This window comes from uncultured Psychrobacter sp., assembly GCF_947495825.1.
Taxonomy (GTDB): Bacteria; Pseudomonadota; Gammaproteobacteria; order Pseudomonadales; family Moraxellaceae; genus Psychrobacter.
Window position 1 is genome coordinate 97,705 of sequence record NZ_CANMAH010000011.1, and the last position, 18,105, is coordinate 115,809.

Here is an 18,105-nt window from a genome sequence, read left to right on the forward strand (position 1 = left end):
GGTTAAAACCAATAGAGTTGGAACACAGGCTAGAACCAATAGTCCAAAACAGGCTAGTAGGCTAAATTGCGCTAATTGTAGCAAAAACTACTCACAATTGGGCAATTTTCATCGGTAATCCGCGCCAGTTTTTATTTAGTCACTCATTGGGCACCGATGTCCAACACTTATGTCCTGCTTTTTATGGATTTGGTTAGCCTTGATAACTGGCGAATAAGTCATACTCACTAGCATCATCAATAGTGACGGTTAAGAACGACCCAACTTTGACTTTGGCGGTAATCTCATCAACATACACATGCCCGTCAATCTCAGGGGCATCTGCGTAGCTACGACAAATAGCAATGTTTTCTTCATGATCAATCTCATCGACCAACACCGTTAAGGTCTTACCGATTTTCTCTTGTAGCTTTTGTGCTGAGATGTCTTGTTGTAATGCCATCAAGCGCTCATAGCGAGACTGCTTTACATCTTCAGGCACATGATCTGGCAAATCGTTGGCAACCGCGCCTTCTACTTCTGAATAAGTAAAAGCACCAACACGATCCAAGCGTGCCTCAACCAGCCAATCAAGTAAACATTGAAAGTCTTCTTCTGTCTCGCCGGGGAAGCCCACCACAAAGGTTGAACGAATCACGATATCAGGACAAATATCTCGCCATGCTTTGATACGTGCCAAGGTATTCTCACTATGCGCGGGGCGCTTCATGGCCTTTAAGATACGATGGCTTGCGTGCTGAAAAGGTATGTCGAGATAAGGCAGAAGTTTTTTCTCACTCATGAGCTCAACGACTTTATCTACGTGTGGATACGGGTAGACATAATGTAGACGCACCCATATATCTAAGTCATTCAATGCTTGGCATAAGTCATAAAACTTTGACTTAAGCGGCATACCATTCCAAAAACTGGTCTTATACTTTAGATCTAGCCCATAAGCAGACGTGTCTTGCGAGATGATAAGTAGCTCTTTTACGCCAGCGTTTTTGAGCGCCAACGCTTCATTCATCACATTGTCAATCGAGCGTGACGCCAAATCGCCGCGCAAGCTTGGAATGATACAAAAAGTACAGCGATGATTGCAGCCTTCTGATATTTTTAGATAAGCATAATGGCTTGGGGTCAACTTAATACCCGCCTCATCGATCAAATCTATCTTTGGGTCGTAGTTTGCATCGAGACTACGGTTTGGTTTGGGTACATGCTGGGAGACCGCCGTGATTACTTCATCATAAGCATGTGCACCAGTCACTGCTAGCACTGCTGGGTGCATTTCACGTATCTTTTCAGCCTCCTTACCCAAGCAGCCCGTCACGATGACTTTACCGTTTTTACTGATAGCTTCACCGATTGCATCAAGCGACTCTTGTACCGCTGACTCAATAAAGCCGCAAGTATTGACCACCACTAGGTCTGCACCGTCATAGTCGCTTGCCACTTGATAGCCATCGCGGCTAAGCTCTGTAATAATACGTTCACTATCTACTAGAGCCTTTGGGCAACCTAAAGACACAAACCCAATCTTTGGCGCATTGATTGCGGGAGCATCAGCGCTCGCTACGTTGGTAGTCGCGTCGCTACTTTGTGCAATGCTACGGTTTTGATTATGATTGGCCTTATGATGGTAAGGTTGGATAGTCGCAGGCTCTTGCTCTTGTTGCGTTTGAGCAGGATTAAACACCGTTGCAGTATCTTTTATCGTCTGTATCTTTGTTGCTGATACATCAGCACTTGAAGCGACTGTATCTAAGTTTAAGTCTGAATTTGAGTTTGAGCTATCGATTGAAAGCGTAGAATCAGAAGACTGAGTAGAAATATTGGGCATGGCTAACCTTGCTAAAGATAAATTGGCTGGACGCATTGTACGTTTTTTTTATGACAATCACCAGTTTTGCCGCGCTAGAGTATTGATTTATGGTTAAATATTCACTTAAATTTGATTTGTGACTAGGCTTCTTATATTTATGGCATCTCCAGTAGCACCTAATGACGCATCAGACTCGGCTTTTATTGTGCAGCATTTATATACTGCTGTCTTATGGGTCAATGATGATCTAACGATTACTTGGCTCAATGCCCAAGCTGAGCAGCTATTAGCGGTCAGTCGTGAACGGTTATTGGGCCAGTCTATACTGACATTACTAGCCCCTGAAGAACTCAAAAAAGATGAAAGAGATAGCATAGACAATCTCTCAAACAAACCTTTGCACAACCATTTAAAACCTTATGCTGTAGAGCAAAAACGTCCCATTTGCTCTTTGAGTGAACGCTTTAATCAAGCGCAAAAATATCAACAACCTTTCATCGACCATGATCATAAAATAACCCTACAAGCAGGCGACATAGCCGTGACAATAGACTATAGCGTCACGCCTGTTGTGTATCAGCAGCAAGCTCATTATATAATTGAGATGTGGGGCAAAGACCGACAAAGCCGCATCTCAGAAGAACAACGCCAACAGCAGCAATATGATGTCGCGCGTCACATGCTGCGCTCAGTGGCTCACGAAGTAAAAAACCCGCTAGCTGGTATCCGCGGCGCAGCACAACTGTTACAGCGACAGTTTGTCAAATTCAGTGATGCTGCTGCTAAGGGCAGCCAAAGCGCTACTCACGATCATAAAAGTGCTGACAATAATTTTAAAATAACCGTCCAAAAACTACGCAGTTATACAGATATTATTATCTCAGAAACTGACCGTTTAACCCAACTCATCGGTCAGCTTCTCGGCTCCAATCAATTGCCAAATTGGCAATCTATTAATATTCATGAACCATTGGAGCATGTGTTAACTTTGGTGATGAATCACTATCCACAAATAACCTTAAAACGTGATTATGACCTTTCTTTACCTGAGTTGGATGCCGATAAAGACCAGTTAATTCAAGTATTTTTAAATCTAATTAATAATGCTTGTGAAGCAATGATAGAGCAATATGCAGCGAATGATTTTGACACTGCCTGTGCAAAAGCGGATGACACTCAAACAGATAACGGTAATGCAGGCTATAAACCGCAGTTGCACATTCAGACGCGTGTTGCTTTTCAGCATACTATTGGCAGCCAGCAACACAAACAAGTGCTGCAAGTCGCTATCACTGATAATGGTCCAGGCATAGATGATGCGTTGATTGGGCAAATATTTTTCCCGATGGTGACCAGTCGTGCTTCGGGCACCGGCTTAGGGTTATCTATCGTACAAGATATTATCAGCCGACATCATGGTATGATTGATGTTAGCTCCACTGCTACTAAAAATCATAATCAGCATAAACAGACACAATTTACGCTGTATTTACCCTTTAATCAGCCAGTACTTGACACATGAATGTAATAGCGAAATAAAGATTAGAATAATTCTACTGAATTAAACCATAATCCTGAAACAATTGCTCATCAGGCCTAACACATGACTAAATATAACCACTACCCCAAATCTCAAAGCGCTACTCAGATGTCAAATGATGAGTCGATGAATAACCAGACGATCAAAGTGACGGTCGATAATGTGCCCGATGCAAACCCTGCGACTCTATGGTTGATCGATGATGATGCAGCACTGCGATTGATATTGGCGGATACTTTTGAAGATGCCGGCTTTATGGTTGTCAGCTTTACGCAAGCACAGGCGGCATGGACTCAGCTTAATGATATATTACAACAGCACGCATCAGCGACGCAGCTACCAGATGTGATTTTAACCGATATCCGTATGCCGATGATGGATGGCTTATCATTTAGTGATTGGGTACATCAGCATTTTTCTCAGCTGCCCGTTGTCATTATGACTGCTCATTCAGACATCAGCTCTGCCATAGACAGCTATCAGACGGGTGCTTTTGAGTATCTGCCTAAACCCTTTGATTTGGATGAAGCAGTCGCAACGATTTATAAAGCCATTAACTATCAGCCGATTAATCAGATAAATAATAAACAAGCCGAAACCGATGTCAAAGCTCAGGTAGAAAAAGCAAGCAAGCTAAATCCAAAAACCAAACCAATGAACCGCTTTGACAGTTCAGTAGAAAAGAAATCCTTGGATACAGACAAGACTAATAAGCAAGCTGATAATAGCTTTAATGGTATTATTGGCCAGTCACAAGCTATGCAAACGGTCTTTCGAGCCGTTGGACGACTGGCGCACTCCCCCATTACGGTACTGATTACAGGCGAATCAGGTACAGGCAAAGAGCTGGTCGCAAGCGCCCTACATCAGCACTCACCAAGGCAGCAAGAGTCTTTTATCGCGCTTAACATGGCAGCCATCCCCCATGATTTGATTGAGTCTGAGCTATTTGGGCACGAAAAAGGCGCTTTTACCGGTGCTACCACGCGCAGACAAGGACGTTTTGAACAAGCAGATGGTGGCACACTGTTTTTGGATGAAATCGGTGACATGCCCTTTAGTACACAAACGCGCTTGTTACGAGTATTGGCAAATGGTGAATTTTACCGAGTTGGCGGGCAGCAGCCTATCAAGGTTGATGTACGTATCATCGCTGCGACTCATCAAAATCTAGAGCATCTTGTACAGCAAGGCAAGTTTCGTGAAGACTTATTTTATCGTCTAAACGTCATTCGCTTGCCATTACCACCACTGCGCTCACGCCGTGAGGATATTCCAGCACTGACCACTCACTTTATGCAGCGCGCAGCTAAGCAAATGAGTACTGCGCCTAAACAGTTGCATCCTGACGCGCTACGCCTCATGCAAGCGTTTGACTGGCGAGGCAACGTGCGCCAACTTGAAAACGTCTGCTTATGGCTGACAGTTATGGCAACGGGCGATACTGTCTTAATTGAAGACTTGCCGCCTGAGCTCTTGGATAATCATTCTTTGCAGCAACAATCTAATCAACCACATAATGACGTTTATGATAACGAGCTTCATCTTAATGACACAATGCAGACTTTAGAACCTACCTCCTACTCAGTTGCTACATTAACTTGGCAAGAGATGCTTGCACGCTGGGCAACAGAAACACTACAGGCTGGTGAGACCGACATCTTGCAAACAGCTACCCCTGATTTTGAACGCGTACTACTAAGTGCAGCACTTACCCATAGTGGCGGAAAAAAGATTGCGGCTGCCAACTTATTAGGCTGGGGACGCAATACTTTAACCCGTAAGCTTCAGCTACTTAATATTGAATCTTTAGACAATCCCTTAGAGCAACCATAAAAAATAATGACATAAGTCAGTGATAACGCTGTTATATCAATAAAAGCTTGATTTAAATTTTGCAAATTTATCAACGACTTACAAACTCCCGTGCAAAAAAATGCAATTAATTTAAAATTAATTGCAAAAAGGGGTTGCCAAACTATTTAAACTCTATATAATAGCCAACCACTGAGACGCACTACCGAATCAGTTAACTATCTAAACGGTGTTTGAGTTTAAACGCCTTTAATGATAGAGTTTTGATAATGGGGCTGTGGCGGAATTGGTAGACGCACCAGATTTAGGTTCTGGCGCCGCAAGGTGTGAGAGTTCGAGTCTCTCCAGCCCCACCATTTTCGGTTAGTACATCTTAGACCAAATATCAAAGCCTGCTTTTTAGCAGGTTTTTTTGTGTCTGCAATTTTTTTTGACTCAAACACTTTCCAAATCTTTCAATATCTCATTCATACTTCTATACCGCTTCTCTACTCGTTTTGCCAAAGCCTTATTCAAAATCCTCTGATAGCTCTGGTACTCTGGTGGTAAGGCTGGAATAGACTGCTGACAATGCTGAATTGCCCACTCTCTTGACGGCTTACTACTTTGATTATTAATTTTAAACGGTCGCTCGCCCGTTAATATTTCATACAACATTATTCCAAATGCATAAATATCACTTTGTACCGTTGCGTCCTGCCCTTGCCAGCGCTCAGGTGCGAGATAAGCTGGAGTGCCTGCAGGGTTTGCTACGCTGAGTTTGTCGATATTCTTCGCTAATGCAAAATCAGTCAGCAATAAATTAGGCATGATGCTGCTATTATCCGCACTATACGGTAAAAAACTATCTAGCAAAACATTACTCGGCTTAATATCATTGTGTAGCCAGCCAGCTCTATGAAGATTGGCTACTAGATGCGCAATCTGCTTTATGAGTTGCTGTTTTGTCTTATCGCTTAATAATAAATACTTCTCATTACTTAACTGCTGTGCTAAGTTGCCATTTTCATAGTAAGGCATAGCAAGGAGATTAAGCTGCGTTTTTTGCGCTAAAACTTCCATATATACGGTTTCGAAGGCTAATACTGGTGGTACTATAATTTGAGGAATGCTATGAGTCCCAGCTGACTGGGAAATATTGACAGCGGTTAAGACAGCAGCTTCATGACTTGATGAAGACAGCTCATGATTACTTTCGTGACTGAGCTCCCATTTAATCATGACACGACCAAACTGCGAATGGCGCGTACGCGTTAGTCCTTGGTAGTTAATGATTTTGACATACGGCCTTTGGTCATTGTTTTGTTGGCTAATACGTTGATGGGCTATCTCATCATAGCCTAGCTTTGTTAGCGCTCCACTCAATTCTGGCAATAGCTCTTCCGCTTGCCTACGCAAGGCTTGCTTTATCGCTTGTATTGTAGACGGATTGCTGGCACTATTTTTCATGGTACGACCAAGCCTTTATAGAACTGTTATAAAATGAATTAAACGTAAACTTGATTATTAGAGTCATTATGTCCCAATCAACCAATTCGTCTACTGATAAGCTGTCCACTGATTACGCTTTGCCCGAGCCGTTATTGAACTTATTAACTCAATATTTACAACAACACGTGACCCCATCCATTAAGATCGATCCTGAGCAACTAGCGTATCGCTGGGTTGGTGGTCGCACCGGACATTTAGAGCCGTTGGCGGTTAACTTGTTTTTGAGTTTGGATGACTTGCATGGTATCGACACTCAAAAATTAAAGCTGGTACAAAACACGCGCCAATTTCTTAACGGCTATCCAGCCAATCACGTATTGATGACAGGGACACGCGGCGCCGGTAAATCATCGCTGATTCGAGCATTACTGCAAGCCTATCATAGCGAAGGCTTACGCGTTATTGAGATTGCCCGGGATGATTTGTTGGTTCTCGACAAGATTCGCGCAGCCATCAACGAGCTACCAGCTGATTGTGGTAGTCGCTATGTGGTGTATTGTGATGATCTTGCATTTAACGGTCAAGATGAAAGCTATCGTACGCTAAAAAGTGTGTTAGATGGTTCGCTTGATTCTGAACAAGATAAGCTTTTGGTCTATGCAACTAGTAATCGCCGACACCTATTGCCCCAGCTGATGAAAGACAATGTCAATATTTATGATGGAAATACCGATGAGGTCAATCCTTATGAAACCATTGACGAGACGGTATCGCTATCTGATCGCTTCGGCTTATGGCTGTCTTTTTATCCAATGAATCAGCAAACGTATTTACAGATTGTTCAGCATTATCTAAGCTTGCAGTCAGCACACAATTTTAATGATGTTAAGCATGCTGGTAATAACAGCGACGAGCAAAAGATCGACGAAGAGCTTGATAAGGAAAAGGAACTTGATGGAACTGTGAGAGCAGCGGCGTTACGCTGGGCATCAGAGCGTGGCGGGCGTTCAGGGCGTGTCGCTTATCAGTTTAGTCGTTACTGGATAGGACAATCCCAATTGGCTGCCGCAGATAGTCAGTCTTAACTCATTTGCTATCGCGTGCAGATCCTAAACACTGTACGCGGCTGTCTGCTTGACCCTCAACTACTTCTGCTGCACCATCGACCCTATATTGCGCAAAATCTTCAGCTAGCCACAGATTACCATGATAGACGCTTTTGGCATCTAAACGGATATGTCCCATATTGAGCGTCGTGCTATCTAGGTTATCAAAGCGCTGATAACGGGCACTAAAATGTGTCAAAATGAGATTAGACAGGCCAATATCTTGGGCAAACTTACCAACTCGCTGTGCGCTACTATGCATGGGATCAAAGTCTGGGTTTTCGACTTGAATTTTATTTAAGACTTCATCGGTATAAGTCGCCTCATGCACCAATAAATCGGCATCTTGTAGCGCTGAAGTTAAAAGCCTTGGCGTATCGTTGTCACCCGCTATCACTACCCTTGTACGTAGCTTTTCATTATCGACATAATCTGCTGAGCGTAGCTGCTTACCGTCCTCGGTTATGACGTCTTTACCCTGCTGCAACATCCCCCATAGCTGACTGGCCGGAATACCAGCTGCACGCAATTTATCAGTATTGAGCATGCGACGACTAATAGTTTGAGTAATACCAAAACCATAAGAGGGCACGCGATGTGATAGGCGATGGATATCTATCATAAGCTGTTGCTGATTGTCCAAGCTGATAATTACCTGACTTTCATTATCTGGCTGAGACGGCAAATCTTCTATTGCCATAAAATTAATAGCAAATGGAAAATGCAGCTCAGTAGTTAGGGTTACAGCATCCAACAGTTTGCTAATGGCTTTGGGTGCGATAAGCGTTAGCGCCTCTTTACGTCCTGACATGGCAGCACTAGCGAGCAATCCTGGCAAACCATAACAATGATCGCCATGCACATGCGTAATACAAATGGCGGTAAGTTTGTGCAAAGATAAGTGAGTATGTAGCAACTGATGTTGCGTGCCTTCACCGCAATCAATGAGTATCCAAGGACGTGACTTTTTACTTTGCTGTTGATTAGATTTTGATAGATAAGGATTAAGGCACTCAATTGCTAGCGCAGTGACGTTACGCTGCTTGGTCGGTACGCCAGCTGAGGTTCCCAAAAAGGTTAATTGAAGCATAGGTCGTCATTCGTAGCAAAATTTATTCATATCTAATAAGAAGTTATGACAATTTACAAAGGATGGTTTTATCACCTTCAACAACTTGTCCACCATTAGCAAAACATTGATTAACCATGCTAGATTCGTGCGACTTCCATCCTCCATAGAAACTGGCTATACATAATAAAACGACTAATATCTTTTGCGACCATGCCTTAACGGTTACTTGCTGAGAAGCAAGCTGCCGCTGTGCAAGCTGATCCTTATCGAGACTAGAGGGTTTATTCAAGTTATTAGAATCTGTCATTATCTTACCTTTTATAGGGCGAGTTATGGAAGGACATATTAAAATGAACATGTCTTAAACACAATCAACATACAAATATATAGCGTCTGTGAGCGCACTAATATATTTAGTGGTCCTAAAACTGGACACGGCCACCTTTGACTTCAGCTTGCTTGAAAGCTGCACGAGCTTCACAGCGCTTTAACCAATTTAGTATGTTGGCATATTTTACTTTGTCGAGTCCACTTCCTGCATTGGTAGCGACGACCACAAGATGCATTTGAATGTCTGCAGCACTAAAGGCTTCGCCTGCAAACCAATGATTGTGCTGTAGTTGCTGCTCCATCATGTTTAGCATCGTTGTCAGACTATCATTGATCATATTATTTTCGACTTGCTTACGAATGCTTTTACTCACAGGCTTGATAAGCATTGGCGATTTTTCGACCACTTTAGTAAACACCAAACGCATGACCAATAGCGGCATTATTGATGCTTCGGCAAAGTGTAGCCAAAAGGTAAAAGATTCCCATGCCTCTTCATTATCATCAGTAGGCTTAAACTGCTGTTCTTTATCATAATGCTTGAGTAAATACTCAATGATGAACCCTGACTCGACCAACGCACGCCCGTTCACCTCCAAGATAGGAGTATGACCGAGGGGATGAATTTTCTTTAGGCTATCAGGTGCCCGATAAGCGTTGGTACGCTCATAACAGGTCAGCTGATAGTCTGCGTTTAACTCTTCTAAAAGCCATATAATACGAAACGAGCGTGAGTTCTCTAAATGATGCAGATGTAACATGGATTCATCCTAATGATAAGTGGTAAATTAAGCAAAGTAACTTGTTGATGCTATTGATGATAGCGCACTTAGCCATGCTTTAATACAGTCAGATCATCCAATGACAGTCAAATGCAATGGCTATGTGGTCAGTTTTGTGCCTCGTATCTTTGTGGACTATCTTGAATATAGCTGATCAATTTTATGCGAGATCTTATTCATTTTGGATTGATAACGTCTAATCTTACGAAACCGATGCGCAGCTAAGACACCTTTGATACGGCGATTCTTTAGACGGCGACGTGGTGGAAAACTGCCAACTTGTGGTTCGTTGTAACCATGTAGGCGATTGTCACGGCGGCGTGCTAAATAACCAAGTCCACTATCCATAATCATAATCAATAATGCAACAAAGATCATGCCGTACATAAATAACGAGCCACCCTCCTCAACGCTTTGATGCAAGATAGTGACCGAAAATATAAATAAAAATATGGGCTCAAGGTAGCATAATGTCCCAAATAATGAGACGGGCAATTTTTGACTGGCCACCATAGTCAATGACATAGCCGCAGTACTAATCACACCCAATAGCGGCAAAAAATACCATAGCTTGTTGGTGGATATGGCCAACTCAAAACCGCCACTCATATACAATGTGACCAAGACGATGGGTAATAGCAAGACAAGATCAGAGATAAGACCTGTAATAGGCGGCACAGCCATTTTTCGGCGTAGCAAATAATAAGGCGGATACCCCAAACAGACGAATAATGTCGCCCAAGATATTGCACCGTATTGAAAAACATCATAAGCAATACCTGCTCCTGCAAAAAGTATCGCAACCCACTGCAGCAGGCTCATGCTTTCATGATAAAAAAACCGACCAACTATGATCATAATCATAGGATATAAAAAGTAGCCTAAAGTCACCTCTAAACCAAGATCGTTCACTGGTGCCCACATAAATATCCAAATTTGTGCACCTAAAATAGGCGTAGGAACAATAAATAAAAACCACTCTTTCGCTGTTTTTAGCGTCTTTAGATAATCAAAAATATGTTGCCATTGCTTTAATACACTGACCAGTAGCACTAAACTAAACAACATCATAATCACACGCCACGAGGCAACCTGCGTGCCTGATAGCGGCTGCATAATTAAGCCAAACAAAAACAATAACGAGTATAAAAAATTTGCAGCTACCGCGATGATCGTGCCCTGCGACGTTTGGTTGGTAGGGAACATAATAACAGCCTTAAAAATTAGAGCGCTTCCTTGGCAGTTTTAAAAAAAAACAAAAGCCTCCGACGTCTACGTCGGAGGCTTTTGTTTATAAGATTATCGTACAGTACTATTGTCGTACCATACCAAGATACATGCTTTGATAAATACTTTGAATTTATCTTGCTTACGTCATGACGATATTATGTCAAAATCAAGTCATATAAGCAATATATCTGCTCAACTGACCCGTCAATTCTGATTCTTGAGAACTGCTTACTTTGCATCTAGCTGCTCTATTTTTCGCTGCATTTTATCTATTTTGCTTTGATACTTTCTAATTCTGCGAAAACGATGGGCCTTTAGCACACCATCTATACGGCGATCTATCAGACGGCGACGCGGAGGAAAGCCGCCCACTTGTGGCTCATTATAGCCATGGAGTCGATTGTCACGGCGCCGCGTTACGTAACCCAAGCTACTTTCCATAATCATGAAAACTAGTGCCAAAGTAATCATACCATACATAAATAAAGAGCCGCCCTCATGAAGACTTTGACCCAATATTGTAATAGAAAATACAAACAGTAGCATAGGCTCAAGATAGCTTAGCGCGCCAAACAATGAGACAGGCAGTTTACTACTAGCAACCATGGAGAGCGACATTGCAAGAGCACTAAAAGCGCCAAGCAACGGTAACAAATACCAAAATTTACTGGTCTGTAACGCAACGCTAAAACCACCGCTGACATAAAGCATGATTAATACCACAGGCGTCAATAAGGCGAGATCAGACAACAAGCCGGTGACGGGCGGTACTGCCAGTTTGCGCCGTAGTAGATAATATGGCGGATAACCCAAACATGCAAACAAGGTTACCCATGATATCGACCCGTATTGAAATATATCATAACCAACCCCCATCGCTGCACATAGCGCTGCCACCCATTGTAGGATACTCATACGTTCATGATAAAAAAAGCGCCCAATTACTATCATGATGAGTGGCAATAGAAAATAACCCAAAGTCACATCAAGACCATAACCGTTGACAGGTCCCCACATAAATAGCCAAATCTGTCCACCGAGTATTGGTGTTGGTAGTATAAATAACAACCAATCTTTAGGAGTTTTTAGCGTTTTTAAATAATCAAAGACATGCTGCCACTGCTTGGTAAAACTGACCAATAATACCAGACTCAATAGCATCATTAGCACACGCCATGACGCTACTTGTGTACCTGATAAGGGCATCATAAATAACCCAAACAAGAACATAAACGCAAACAAAAAACTTGATGTTACCGATGCAACGGTTCCCTGAAAAGTTTGGTTGGTCGTGAGCATAACAGTAGCCTTAAAAAATAAAACTTTATGGGCATGATTGATAAAAAACTCAAAATATATAAAAACAAACAAAAGCCCCCAACGATAACGTCAGAGGCTTTTTTGTAGAAAAGTTACAAAGAACTAAACTAAAAAGCTATTCAACTAGACATCCATTCGTTCCGCTTACTCTTCATCGATAACGTCATTGCTATCATTTGCTGTACTATCATCCAATGTATGATCATTTGCAATATCAATAGACTCGCTTATGTCAGTATTCGCTGTATCGTCAGTTGTACTACCTGTATTCACTTGCTCTTCTGACTCAAACGTTCCGTCTTGTTTCATTGCATCAATTAGCTCATTGTCATTGTCTTCGTGCTCAACGCGTGCCATTGCTACCAGTTTTTCATCTTTAGATAACCGAATAAGGGTCACACCTTGAGTATTACGGCCCGCACTTGCAACATGTTCTACTGGCGTCCGTACAAGCGTACCTTTGTCTGAGATTAGAATGATATCATCTTCAGGTTCAACCTTTGTGGCACGTACTAAAGCGCCATTACGTTGACTGGTCTTGATGGCGATAACACCACCGCCGCCACGATTTTGCGTATTAAATTCATCAATAAAGGTACGCTTACCAAAGCCATTTTCACAAGCAATCAGGATCTCACGCACATCATCTTCAATGACAACTAATGACTTGATAAATTCATCATCAGCGAGACGCATACCGCGAACACCTTTTGCTGTACGGCCCATTGAGCGTGCATCGTTTTCATCAAAACGGATGGCTTTACCACTTGAAGCAAACAGCATGACATCTTGGCTACCATTGGTAATGCGCGCGCTTACTAATTTGTCACCGTCATCTAAACCAATCGCAATCAGACCATTAGAGCGAATGTTGGCAAACTGCTCAAGCTCTACCCGCTTCACTGTGCCATTGGCTGTGGCAAAGAATACAAAATGGCCAGTTACCTCGGACGTGGTCTGCGGTATTGGTAAAATAGTCGTCACCGTTTCATCACCATTTAGACCGATCAGATTAACCAGAGGACGACCACGAGAGCCGCGACTAGCAATAGGTACTTCAAAACCGCGTAAACTAAAGACACGTCCAGTATCAGTAAAGCACAGTACTGTTGCATGCGTCGAGGTCACGACTAAATGATCAATCACATCATCTTCTTTCATCGCGGTTGCAGACTTACCTTTGCCGCCACGTTTTTGCGCGACATAATCATCAATCGGCTGAGTCTTAGCGTAGCCCGTGCGTGACACAGTCATGACGACGGTCTGTTCAGGAATGAGATCTTCACGGTTAAAGTCAGTACGTGAATCAATAATATCGGTACGGCGCTCATCACCAAAATTATCACGGATTTCAATCAGCTCATTAGAGATGATGGCCATCAGCTTATCAAAGTCGCCAAGGATAGACTCTAAGTGAGCAATCTCACGTAACAGATCTTGATATTCTTCGGTCAGTTTGTCCTGCTCAAGACCTGTCAAACGATGCAACTGCATGTCTAAAATTGCATTGACCTGTTCAAGCGATAAACGATAATGCTGCTCACCTTGTCTCTGCCCTTCGATTAAACCAAACGGCGCTTTTGGATCTTCACCCTCAATGAATTCTGGCCGTACTGACTGACTACCAGCAGCTGTTAGCATTGCAACGACACTACCTGAGCCCCACGTATTATTGAGTAAGCTCTCACGTGCCATACCACGGTTTGCAGACGCTTTAATCGCAGCAATGATCTCATCAATGTTCGCGAGTGCAACGGTTAGACCTTCGAGCAGGTGTCCACGTACGCGAGCTTTGTTTAGCTCATAAATCGTACGGCGTGTCACTACTTCTTGACGGTGGCGCACAAAAGCAGCAATCAACTGACGCAGTGTCAGTAATTTTGGCTGACCATTATCCAGCGCCACCATGTTGATACTAAAGCTTGTTTCCAGTGGTGTTTGGAGAAATAGGTTATTTACGATAACCTCAGCAGTCTCACCGCGGCGCAAATCAATGGCGATACGCATACCTTCTTTATCAGACTCATCTCGTATCTCAGTGATGCCCTCGATTTTTTTGTCACGGACAAGCTCTGCAATACGTTCAATGAGTTTTGCTTTATTGGTCTGATAAGGAACTTCAGTGAAGACGATACGTTCACGGTCACGGTTGACACCAGTATCGCTCATTGGCTCAATGATATAACGACCGCGCACATGTAGACGGCCTTTACCCGTACGATAAGCATCTAAAATACCTGCGCGGCCGTAGATGATACCACCTGTAGGGAAGTCAGGACCTGATATATGCGTCATCAACTCTTCAGCTGAGACTTGCGGGTTCTCTGCATAAGCCAAGCATGCATTGATGACTTCGGTTAAATTGTGCGGTGCCATGTTGGTTGCCATGCCGACTGCGATACCTGTCGCACCATTAACGAGCAAATTAGGAATGCGCGCAGGCAAGACACTTGGCATGCGCTCAGAGCCATCGTAGTTATCTTCCCAATCAACTGTGTCCTTATCTAAATCGGCAAGCATCTGATGGGTAAGCTTGGTCATACGTACTTCGGTATAACGCATGGCAGCCGGAGGATCATCATCGATCGAACCAAAGTTACCTTGACCATCAACCATCGGATAACGCAAGCTAAAGTCCTGCGCCATACGTACAATCGCATCATAAACCGCACTATCACCGTGTGGGTGATATTTACCAATGACGTCGCCGACCACACGCGCTGACTTCTTATAAGGCTTATTATAATCATTAGACAGTACGTGCATGGCATACATCACGCGGCGGTGTACTGGTTTGAACCCATCACGCACATCAGGCAGCGCGCGCGAGACGATCACGCTCATCGCATAATCCAAATAGGATTGCTTTAATTCATCCACGATGGCAATAGGACTGATCGAGTCGCTCATATACACTCCTTCACTCACATTCTTTTTCTAGCATTTGACTCAGTTGAAGACGCTCATAATCATACAAAAATAAAGGCGCATAAAAGCATCAATATTAACGATAAACAAACTATAAAAAGCATCATCAAGCGTGTAAAACAGTAAGAAAACAGTGATAGTTTTAAGGTTTAATAAAAGAAGCTATTTTAGCACAAATTTGCTGATTTAGGGGCATTTCACGGTCATTAAAATCTAGTAAAAATGACGTTTGAGCGTTCATAACAGTATTTGTTTTTTAACGATAAAACAAAAAAACCACACCTAAGTAGATGCAGTTTTTATGCGTTTTTTATCATCGTTTATTCATCGTCTACGTGTGAACAAATCTATTACGTGCGTCCTATTATGATTGTCTAAAGTTTTGCTCAAAGAACTCACGCGCAGCTTGAGTACAAGAGGCGCTAGCTAATCCGCCATGATAGCTGGCAAGTACCGCAGCGCTTGCTGCTTGTGTTAGCAACTCTGGGTCGGTGACTCCTGCTGACTGCGCATCTGCAATAGCCTGATTCTGAACTGCCGTCAAAGTCGTGGCAAATCTATTTTGGATATTATCGATTGTATCTGTATTCATCCAAGCGTTGCTCATAGCAGCACTGCCGATCGATGTCACTGTGTTTTGATCACGATCATCATCATTGGTTGCGTCCACATCTAATACAGTAATGTTTAGACTGGCAGCTGGACTCATACTCGCTTGTTGCAGTATCGCCGACATAGAGCCTGTATTTAGGTCATAGTATACGGTTGGATCTTGATTACCACCGCATATTAGCGTTGGTATTTTGGGAATATAACCACGTAGATCATTAGCTTTTAGGGCTTTACGTAAGTTGTTTTGTGGACTGTCTGCTGGAAGCGCACCCGTTCCAGCAAGCAGACTATCAGGATTTTGTAGCGCATCAGCTACATAAGTGGTGCGAAAATCCGTTTTGATAAGATAGTTATCATCCGCAAATCCCAAGAACGCAAAAGGGACAGTCGGTGGCGGTAACATATCAAGTGTAGGGTTGTTTTGGGGATTATCCTCAAACAATGCGTTATCTGGCAGCTTGTTAGCCGCGACCAGCTCTCCAAAGCTCAACAAGTTTGGTAGCTGAGTATTAGAATAATTTGTCGTAAAGATATCTGTGCTATTTCGATAGATGTTTTTATACTTTTTTTGCAGGCCTGTTGCCAATAGCGGTGCAAACCGAGTCGCGCCAATATTGACATTGCCTGAGAATATAGCGTCGCCAAAAGCCGCCAAAGCATAAGGTCCGGACGATGGCGCTATCGCTGTCACAGGTTTGCCTTGTTGCTCCAATAACCTTGCTGCGGCCATGGCCACATAGCCACCTTGTGAATATCCGCTAATAAACAGTTCACCAGAGTCGTCGATATTAGTGTACTTAGTATCATTGCTGCGCTGCTGCTTTTTGATTATCACACGCGCATTATCTAAGGCATCTACCATATCAGTCGACTGTTGATCTGCCACTAGGTAAGGATGATAATCAAGCTCAGAGTCATCATATCCAGCATAGTTGGGCGCGACCACGATATAACCTTGCGCCGCAAAATTCGCGGCTATAAGGGTTGCCTCTGATCCTGCTGGATTTTGCGGATTACCTACTTGACTAAAATCGTAGGATTTTTCAGTAGTGGTGCCATGAGCATAGAGCAATATAGGTCGATCACCTTGACAGTCGGCACTATCACCACTTGGCAACATTAGCGCCGCTGTTGCATTGGTACGCTCGCCTGCAGCTCCCACTGTCGGATAGCTGACTTTTTCTATTTTGATGTCACACTTTGCAGCAGGTGTTGCAGTGCCCTCCAGACCAAAGCCACCATTTATCTGAGCTTTATTAAATTCGTTAACAGTCTGGACGGATGTAATATACTCAGTAGTGACCGTGGTGTCATCGTCTCCGCAGCCGGCCATCAGTAGTAAGCTACTTGCTACAGCGACTGATAGCACACATCGCACCATAGTTGGTTTGCATGATTTTGTTGGGTTACTAATAGAGTTTGTTTGCTGAACACCCATAGAAGTGACTGGAGCGATCTTGCTATCTTTATTAAGGTTGGATTCAAGTTTAGACATAATTGCTATCCTTAGCAGTGATAAAGCGAAAATTGTCAGACGTCCTTGGCAGTTGACCAAAACCTACTTTATATAGAGATAACATAACTATTGTTATCTCTTATACTCTATTGTTTATACCGTAAACGGTGACGAAAAGCTACCGAAAACCATGTAATCTGCTGTCACACAATTACTTGTTAATTGCCCATATCTGATGCATACACTCAGACCAAAATTTGACGCTGATGACATGAAAATTAAGGTTATGGTAGACAAAAAATTTCTACTCGTTACACTACCCTCTTATATTATAAGTCCTTGTTATAATCTTTCTTATTAATCCCTATAAAATAGGCATTTATCGTTATGGATATCATCCTTGTTATTGTCTGGATTTTGGCTATGATACTGTACAGTTTTTCTAGTGACTACGCTGTCAGCTTTCCAAACCATCATTATCGCGCGCTACCCTTTGTGCGCTGGGGCTCACTACTGATTGCGATGGTGTTATCTGGTTACTTAGCACAAGCCTACCAAGACAACTTACAAGGCAATGGTATTTGGGTGTTTATTGTCGTGGTGTTTGTCATTATCACCTTAGCAAAACTGGTATTCAAATGGGTTATTAATAGACGACGATAAAGCCAATGACAAT

13 protein-coding genes and 1 tRNA gene are annotated in these 18,105 nt (G+C 42.9%); 5 read left to right on the forward strand and 9 right to left on the reverse strand.

Going from position 1 to position 18,105, the window contains the following annotated elements; translation table 11 throughout:
* Positions 1 to 193: 193 nt before the first annotated feature.
* Positions 194 to 1,825 (reverse strand): 30S ribosomal protein S12 methylthiotransferase RimO, encoded by a 1,632-nt coding sequence (gene rimO / locus Q0895_RS11790; RefSeq protein ID WP_299189158.1) that lies wholly within the window; start codon positions 1,823 to 1,825, stop codon positions 194 to 196.
* Between the two features lie 139 nt (positions 1,826 to 1,964).
* On the opposite strand from rimO, the gene Q0895_RS11795 reads away from it, so the two are divergent.
* From Q0895_RS11795 to Q0895_RS11805, 3 genes are all read left to right on the forward strand, one after another.
* Positions 1,965 to 3,329 carry an ATP-binding protein gene (locus Q0895_RS11795; RefSeq protein WP_299189161.1) on the forward strand — a complete coding sequence of 455 codons (1,365 nt, stop codon included), beginning with the start codon at positions 1,965 to 1,967 and terminating at the stop codon, positions 3,327 to 3,329.
* Positions 3,330 to 3,473: 144 nt separating this feature from the next.
* On the forward strand, positions 3,474 to 5,183 hold the full coding sequence (locus Q0895_RS11800; protein ID WP_299189225.1) for a sigma 54-interacting transcriptional regulator: 1,710 nt from the start codon (positions 3,474 to 3,476) through the stop codon (positions 5,181 to 5,183).
* A gap of 250 nt (positions 5,184 to 5,433) precedes the next feature.
* Positions 5,434 to 5,518 (forward strand) — tRNA-Leu (locus Q0895_RS11805).
* A gap of 79 nt (positions 5,519 to 5,597) precedes the next feature.
* Here the strand turns inward: Q0895_RS11805 and Q0895_RS11810 are convergent.
* On the reverse strand, positions 5,598 to 6,611 hold the full coding sequence (locus tag Q0895_RS11810) for a serine/threonine-protein kinase (RefSeq protein WP_299189163.1): 1,014 nt from the start codon (positions 6,609 to 6,611) through the stop codon (positions 5,598 to 5,600).
* 68 nt (positions 6,612 to 6,679) lie between these two features.
* Here Q0895_RS11810 and Q0895_RS11815 point away from each other — a divergent pair, with 68 nt between their 5' ends.
* Entirely contained in the window at positions 6,680 to 7,678 is a 999-nt protein-coding gene (locus Q0895_RS11815; protein WP_299189164.1) for an ATP-binding protein, read from the forward strand.
* 1 nt (position 7,679) lies between these two features.
* Here Q0895_RS11815 and Q0895_RS11820 read toward each other — a convergent pair whose 3' ends face one another.
* From Q0895_RS11820 to Q0895_RS11850, 7 genes are all read right to left on the reverse strand, one after another.
* Positions 7,680 to 8,789 carry a ribonuclease Z gene (locus Q0895_RS11820; RefSeq protein WP_299189166.1) on the reverse strand — a complete coding sequence of 370 codons (1,110 nt, stop codon included), beginning with the start codon at positions 8,787 to 8,789 and terminating at the stop codon, positions 7,680 to 7,682.
* Positions 8,790 to 8,832: 43 nt separating this feature from the next.
* Complete coding sequence (locus Q0895_RS11825; protein ID WP_299189169.1) at positions 8,833 to 9,078, reverse strand: hypothetical protein; 246 nt, start codon at positions 9,076 to 9,078, stop codon at positions 8,833 to 8,835.
* A gap of 115 nt (positions 9,079 to 9,193) precedes the next feature.
* Positions 9,194 to 9,862, reverse strand: coding sequence for a glutathione S-transferase (locus Q0895_RS11830; protein WP_299189171.1), 669 nt, complete (start codon positions 9,860 to 9,862; stop codon positions 9,194 to 9,196).
* A gap of 156 nt (positions 9,863 to 10,018) precedes the next feature.
* Positions 10,019 to 11,089 (reverse strand): EamA family transporter RarD, encoded by a 1,071-nt coding sequence (gene rarD, locus Q0895_RS11835; RefSeq protein ID WP_299189173.1) that lies wholly within the window; start codon positions 11,087 to 11,089, stop codon positions 10,019 to 10,021.
* A 252-nt stretch (positions 11,090 to 11,341) separates the two neighbouring features.
* Complete coding sequence (gene rarD, locus Q0895_RS11840) at positions 11,342 to 12,412, reverse strand: EamA family transporter RarD (RefSeq protein ID WP_299189175.1); 1,071 nt, start codon at positions 12,410 to 12,412, stop codon at positions 11,342 to 11,344.
* Positions 12,413 to 12,577: 165 nt separating this feature from the next.
* Complete coding sequence (gene gyrA / locus Q0895_RS11845) at positions 12,578 to 15,343, reverse strand: DNA gyrase subunit A (protein WP_299189177.1); 2,766 nt, start codon at positions 15,341 to 15,343, stop codon at positions 12,578 to 12,580.
* Positions 15,344 to 15,725: 382 nt separating this feature from the next.
* Positions 15,726 to 17,468 (reverse strand): alpha/beta fold hydrolase, encoded by a 1,743-nt coding sequence (locus Q0895_RS11850; RefSeq protein WP_299189179.1) that lies wholly within the window; start codon positions 17,466 to 17,468, stop codon positions 15,726 to 15,728.
* Positions 17,469 to 17,816: 348 nt separating this feature from the next.
* Here Q0895_RS11850 and Q0895_RS11855 point away from each other — a divergent pair, with 348 nt between their 5' ends.
* On the forward strand, positions 17,817 to 18,092 hold the full coding sequence (locus Q0895_RS11855) for a hypothetical protein (RefSeq protein ID WP_058369115.1): 276 nt from the start codon (positions 17,817 to 17,819) through the stop codon (positions 18,090 to 18,092).
* Positions 18,093 to 18,105: the final 13 nt, after the last annotated feature.

What these genes read in the sequence shown, in the direction of transcription:
- rimO (WP_299189158.1), bottom strand. Translation starts at nt 1,825, where the DNA reads ATGCCCAATATTTCTACTCAGTCTTCTGATTCTACGCTTTCAATCGAT.
- Q0895_RS11795 (WP_299189161.1), top strand. Translation starts at nt 1,965, where the DNA reads ATGGCATCTCCAGTAGCACCTAATGACGCATCAGACTCGGCTTTTATT.
- Q0895_RS11800 (WP_299189225.1), top strand. Translation starts at nt 3,474, where the DNA reads ATGAATAACCAGACGATCAAAGTGACGGTCGATAATGTGCCCGATGCA.
- Q0895_RS11810 (WP_299189163.1), bottom strand. Translation starts at nt 6,611, where the DNA reads ATGAAAAATAGTGCCAGCAATCCGTCTACAATACAAGCGATAAAGCAA.
- Q0895_RS11815 (WP_299189164.1), top strand. Translation starts at nt 6,680, where the DNA reads ATGTCCCAATCAACCAATTCGTCTACTGATAAGCTGTCCACTGATTAC.
- Q0895_RS11820 (WP_299189166.1), bottom strand. Translation starts at nt 8,789, where the DNA reads ATGCTTCAATTAACCTTTTTGGGAACCTCAGCTGGCGTACCGACCAAG.
- Q0895_RS11825 (WP_299189169.1), bottom strand. Translation starts at nt 9,078, where the DNA reads ATGACAGATTCTAATAACTTGAATAAACCCTCTAGTCTCGATAAGGAT.
- Q0895_RS11830 (WP_299189171.1), bottom strand. Translation starts at nt 9,862, where the DNA reads ATGTTACATCTGCATCATTTAGAGAACTCACGCTCGTTTCGTATTATA.
- rarD (WP_299189173.1), bottom strand. Translation starts at nt 11,089, where the DNA reads ATGTTCCCTACCAACCAAACGTCGCAGGGCACGATCATCGCGGTAGCT.
- rarD (WP_299189175.1), bottom strand. Translation starts at nt 12,412, where the DNA reads ATGCTCACGACCAACCAAACTTTTCAGGGAACCGTTGCATCGGTAACA.
- gyrA (WP_299189177.1), bottom strand. Translation starts at nt 15,343, where the DNA reads ATGAGCGACTCGATCAGTCCTATTGCCATCGTGGATGAATTAAAGCAA.
- Q0895_RS11850 (WP_299189179.1), bottom strand. Translation starts at nt 17,468, where the DNA reads ATGTCTAAACTTGAATCCAACCTTAATAAAGATAGCAAGATCGCTCCA.
- Q0895_RS11855 (WP_058369115.1), top strand. Translation starts at nt 17,817, where the DNA reads ATGGATATCATCCTTGTTATTGTCTGGATTTTGGCTATGATACTGTAC.